Genomic DNA, 6,083 nt, shown 5'->3' on the forward strand with positions numbered 1-6,083 from the left:
CTTGATCCCGGTATTCTGTATTCTATTATTTTTATTGCTTGCATGGATTATCCTAAAAAAATCCGGTCCCCTTTCTGCTCAGATACAACGGCGGATGGACCATATCAATCAGGTTGTAAGGGAATCCATTACCGGAGTCCGTGTTATACGGGCATTTGACAACGGAACTTATGAGCAGCACCGCTGTGATAAAGCTTTTTCAGGATATGCAGATAATATGATTAAACTTAATAAACTTTTTGCGTTCCTGAATCCCACCGTATGGCTGGTTATGGGGCTTTCTATGGCTGCAATCGTCTGGTTCGGAGGCTTGATGTCAATGGAGGGAACCATGCAGATTGGAGAAATCACCGCAGTGACTGAGTATACGATTATGACACTGGCGTATCTGATTATGGCAGCATTGTCCTGCGTGACTCTGCCTAAAATGAAGTCCTGTCTGGACCGGCTGGAAGAAATTCTTCACATGACGCCTGAAATAAAAGATACCCAGACGCAAAGCAGTATGACTGTTGGGAATAAGCCGGCTGTTCAGTTTGACCATGTAACATTTTCATATAATGGTGCAGAAGAACCGGTTCTGCAAAACCTTTCTTTTTCCTGCTATGCCGGAAAGACTACTGCAATCATCGGAGGAACCGGTTCAGGAAAGAGCACGATTGCCACTCTTCTGCTTCGCCTGCATGATATCAATTCCGGAAAAATAAGTGTAAACGGAACGGATATCCGTACACTGTCCCAGGAAAAACTACGGGATAATATCGGATATGTACCACAAAAAGCTTTTTTATTCAGCGGCACAATTGCAGACAATCTGCGCATGGGATGTAAAACAGCCACCATGACACAGATGAAAAAAGCGCTTCGCATTTCCCAGGCAGAACACTTTGTAGACGGACTTCACCTTGGTTTGAATGCTCCGGTATCCCAAAGCGGTTCTAATTTTTCGGGCGGACAGAAGCAAAGGCTGTCCATAGCCCGGGCGCTGATTAAGGAAGCTCCTGTGCTGGTGTTCGATGACAGCTTTTCCGCTCTTGATTTTAAAACAGATGCTGCTCTGAGAAGAGCCTTAAAAAAGGAAACACCACAGACTGCCAAGATTATAATTGCCCAGAGAATCAGCACAATTATGGATGCTGACCAGATTATCGTACTGGATGAAGGCAAAATCGCAGGAATCGGAAAACATCCGGCATTAGTGAGAAATTGCCAGGTATATCAGGCAATTGCCAAAAGCCAATTATCATCAGAGGAGGTTACTGCAGTATGAAACAAATGAAACAAAACAAACTCACAAAAAAGAAACCTATTGTGGGCGTAGAGGTTTCCGATATCCCACAAAATACAAAAGTCACCGTAAAGCGCCTGCTAAAACGACTGTCTGATCAAAAAGGTAAATTATTTTTAGTTCTGCTTACCGCCTTATTGAGCAGTGCAGCATATGCATTAATGCCTTTAATGGTAGGTGCCGGAATCGACAACCTCTTAACGGCGCTAAAACAATATGAAAAGGGAACCGATCTCCTGGCACTGTTAAGCGATGCTCTTTTGATTCCGGTTCTGCTGATTGTTGCCGCTGCCCTGGCAACCTGGCTGCTATCCTATATACAGCAATATATTATCGCCAGCGTAGGTGAAAAATTCACCCTGTCTCTGCGGCAGGACATAAGTGCAAAAATCACAAAACTACCGCTGCGCTATTTTGATTCCCATAAAACCGGGGATATTATGAGCCGCATTACCAATGATCTGGAGAAAGTCTCTGAGGTTCTGCAGGTAGGATTGATGCAGTTTATATCATCCGTCTTTACGATTCTGCTTACTGCAGCAGCAATGCTGCTATTGAGTCCCGGATTATCCCTCCTGGTACTGGTTTCCGTGACTATAAGCACAGTGGCAACTAAATTTGTCTCTGATCTGAGTCAGCGCTATTTTGCCCAAAACCAGGCGGTGGTCGGTGAACTAAATGGAAAAGTAGAAGAACTTTATACCGGCAACCGTATTATTAAAGTGTTTAACCAGCAGCCTCAAGCGATTGATGCTGTTCTGGATCTGAGTGAACAACAGTTTGAGGCCAACCAGAAAGCGCAGTTTGCCAATTTCGCCATTTATCCGGCAATCCGTATTATCAATCAACTGGGGTTCGTGGCAACCGCCCTGATGGGTGGCTATCTGGTTCTACAGGGGCAGATTTCCCTTGGTATTATTCAGGCTTTTCTACAGTATGAAAACCAGATCGCAGAACCTGTTACCCAGGCATCCTATGTGATTACCTCTCTTCAGGCTGCAATTGCCGGAGCTGAGCGGGTATTTATACTTCTGGACGAAGAGGAAGAAACAGCAGATACAGCTGGCGAAAATTTACCAATCCCCAATGGCCATGTGAGCTTCCGGCATGTGCAATTCGGATACTCAGAAGACAAAATATTAATGAACAATCTGAATCTGGAAGTACATCCAAATGAAATGATTGCCATTGTTGGTCCTACCGGGGGAGGAAAGACAACGCTTATTAATCTGTTAATGCGTTTTTATGATCTGAATGGCGGAAGCATCTCTATTGACGGCGTAAATATTACAGCAATGCCACGAGGTGAACTGCGCCGGCGAATCGGAATGGTTCTCCAGGATACCTGGCTGTTTGAAGGTACCATTGCAGAAAATATAGCTTATGGAAAAATGGATGCTTCCCCTGAGGAAATCCAAAGAGCCGCCTGTGCTGCCCGCTGTGACCATTTTATCCGTACACTTCCAGAGGGTTATGACACCATCATATCCAGTGAGGCCTCAAATATCTCCCAGGGGCAGATGCAGCTTTTAACTATCGCCCGTGCGATGCTGACAAACCCATCCTTTATGATTTTAGATGAAGCGACTTCAAGTGTAGATACCAGAACGGAAGTGGAGATCCAGAAAGCAATGGCAGACCTGATGAAAAATAAAACCAGCTTTGTCATCGCCCACCGCCTTTCCACGATCAAAAATGCAGATTTAATCCTGGTAGTAAAAGATGGGGATATTATAGAACGCGGCACCCATAATGACCTGATTATGCAGGAGGGCTTTTATGCTTCTCTTTATAACAGTCAGTTTGAGGCATCGGCGTAGAAAGAATTTGAAAATGCTTTCTTGCGCCGGTTGTTCTACAAGTGCATGCTTTACAGGAAATTTATGAAATTAAAAGGTGTAAATGAAGGTTTTAAGCCTGCATTTACACCTTTTTAAAGTTATTTCAAAAAACTCTGACAATCCAGCGTATAGTTTATATTATTATCCTAAGATTCATTATACATTTTCATTCACAATGTTGCGAAATCAATTGAGAATTACTAACCCAAAACAAACTTCTTTACCTTTTTTGGATCTGCCTTTGGATTAAACCGCACGATCTGCTCAGAAATTTTCCACAAAGCAGCTTCCCTGTCTATATGCCCTGCTACTTCTAGTATGTCTTTAGCAAAAAAGTCTTCCATAAGGCAGAATACAGTGGAAGACCAGCCATACTCCTCTCCTTTTTCCGAACGTTTCCTCTTCTGCCCGCACATGGTGATGTACATTTTCATCTGCAGTTCCGTTAATCCCCGTTCAAAAGCCGCTTTATTTTCTTTGGAAAATCCCCCTGCCGATTTCAGAAGATGCAGCGGCATTGTTCTCTCCTCTTTTAATATTTCATAAATTAATTTCGCCGGCTGGCTGATTTTTCCTTCTGCATAGGATTCTTCAAGACTTTTCTTATCACGGCGTGCTGCATAAAAATATGGAAACCAGTCTTTTGTAATATAGCCGCTCTTCTTAAAAAACAGCTTTCCATAGGCGATATCATCCCGCTCGTTCAGGACCCGCATCCGCCATTCCCATGGATCCGTATCTGGTTTTTCCGTATGCCACTCTATTTCATCACCAAAATAATTGCACAGGGAAAAGACATGTTCATCGTTTGGTCCCCCCATACTCATTCCAGTCATGAAAAGTGATTTTATAAAATCGTCATAGCATCTGATAGTCTTGATCTCGTTCATTGCTTTTATTTCTGTCACTGTCTCCGATTCCCCTCTTTCTTTTTCCGGAACTTCCTTTAGATGCTCCGGAAAGTATTTTGTTAATTATAGCATAGGAAACAGGACAACTGTATGTCATGTTGTAATTATTTTGCCTCACATTTAGTTGTCTAAGAACAATTGATTACATTAAATTGTTATCCATTTACATCCCCGGAGTATAAATCACCTCATTTCCATTCTGTTTAATCAAAACAGAATGCCCCGGTATACTTATATTTTCAAATTGATATTCCTCATCTGTATAATTAGCCACTGCCTGTAATTGTTCACCATATTTCGTCATTTGCACCATTCTATTTTCAGTAAGATATGCGAAGTCTGTCATTTCTTGCTGTACAGCTTCTTTACTAAACCCGGACCAGACTGCTGTGTGCTCTGTAATTGGTGCCTTATATTTTTCCCACTCGGTACTGTCCAGATGATAAAGAGGAGGAACATTATATAAAACCTCCCGTAGCATACGGTCTGCCACCTTATCTATTATCTTAAATGTAGACCAGTCCCAATGATAGGTAGTAATTACAGAATCGTTGTAAACTAATTTATACAGCGGTACATCATATCCGGGATTGAGAAATATCTGCGCGTATTGCTCTTTCACGGGTACTTGCTTCGTAAACCGTTCTGCCGCTCCGCCTTTTGGATTATAATATTTGCCTATATAGTATTCGCTGTCTTTGTTACTCTTCATATCTTCATCCATCCAGGAAAAGCTCTGCAGCTCTATTCCATGGGCGAAAGCTATGGTGGAAGCGGCAAAGTCGTTTCCTCCTTCGGAGCCGATTACTTTCCTGCTGTCTCGTATCAATGCCATTCGATCCAGTCTTGCCTGCAGATCTTCCTGCTGGGTTGTGATATGTTCTGGTGTATAGTCATCGTATATTTCTCCTGTGGCATCACAATCAATAAACCAGGAGTTAAATGCCACTCCATTGCCTTCGATTGCAGCCAAACGATTTTTTACGGCTGGCAACGACAATGTAGGATTCAGTTTACGACCTATATCTTGAAAACCGGTGATTTTTTCACCGTTCTTATCTTCAATCACTGCATTTTCATAGAGAGATGTGTCCGGAAATTCAGCGGTAATCCACTGTTCCTCTCCAGGTTTGTGAATCGAATGGTATGAATCATAAGGTCCTATTAAATATCCCTGAGAAACTGCTGTCTCTGCCAGCTCCGGTTTGGCAAATGCCTGTTCCCAGCTGTTTAACCCGATCCAGGCGCGATCTACCCCGCTTTCTTTCAACTCCTTTACAAGATCTACCGTTTCCTGATTCATCCATGTATCCGCCTCTGAAAAAACTTCAGGCAGATTAACTGCTAAAGCATGTTTATTAAATTGCAGCTTCTCCGACTCTTTCATGTTGTCCAATCCTTTTTCAATGCATTTCTGCATAAATGTGTCCTGGTCCCTCAAGATATCTTCCCGGTAAAAATCATCTCTTTTCAGGAGTTCACTCAACGCCCGGCATAGAATGTCCTTTTGGTATTCACCAACATAATCCTGAGTGGCTATTTCTGCTAAAGCATTGACAGCTTCCTCACCAGAATCTAATTGGGCAATGCTCCATTTCAGATACTCCATTATACTACTGTCCATTGCTCTGCGAAATGCCTGCCAGTCCACATTCTCCGGGGAAATTATAAGTTCACCCCAAAGGTAAATATGAGGTGCGCCATAGAGCTTTTGAATATCTGGATTTTTAGCTTCTTTTTCTTTTAGCGTTACAAATTCCCCCTTCTCCATCACATAACTGCGATAGATTTTAGCAGCTGCTACCGGGTCATTATCCGTAAGATAAAACCGGAAGCGCTGTTCCTTTTGGGGATCAATTTTTGGAAACTCATGATTCAGGGTAAAGATATTCTCTTTTGTTTCTGAAAATATAAGATTACTGCGGTATGGATTTTCCAACACCGTAACTATGGCATGATCTCCCTGTGCTGCTGACCAAAACGGCATGGATAGCTGATCCATCACAGCAAAAGTTGTTCCTTTCAGGTAGCCGTTACAGACAG

4 protein-coding genes are annotated in these 6,083 nt (G+C 42.7%); 2 read left to right on the forward strand and 2 right to left on the reverse strand.

From position 1 onward, the window contains the following. Both ACH2DQ_RS28710 and ACH2DQ_RS28715 read left to right on the forward strand, forming a co-directional pair. A partial coding sequence (locus ACH2DQ_RS28710) for an ABC transporter ATP-binding protein (RefSeq protein ID WP_395028778.1) occupies nt 1-1,270 on the forward strand: 1,270 nt, incomplete at its 5' end. Further along, nucleotides 1,267-3,108 (forward strand): ABC transporter ATP-binding protein, encoded by a 1,842-nt coding sequence (locus ACH2DQ_RS28715; RefSeq protein WP_394911778.1) that lies wholly within the window; start codon nt 1,267-1,269, stop codon nt 3,106-3,108. The genes ACH2DQ_RS28710 and ACH2DQ_RS28715, both read left to right, overlap by 4 nt. A gap of 221 nt (nt 3,109-3,329) precedes the next feature. Here ACH2DQ_RS28715 and ACH2DQ_RS28720 read toward each other — a convergent pair whose 3' ends face one another. After that, entirely contained in the window at nt 3,330-4,037 is a 708-nt protein-coding gene (locus ACH2DQ_RS28720; RefSeq protein WP_394911777.1) for a hypothetical protein, read from the reverse strand. A 166-nt stretch (nt 4,038-4,203) separates the two neighbouring features. Further along, on the reverse strand, nt 4,204-6,083 hold a 1,880-nt coding region (locus tag ACH2DQ_RS28725), incomplete at its 5' end, for a glycoside hydrolase (protein WP_395028779.1).

Source organism: Robinsoniella sp. (assembly GCF_034124845.1).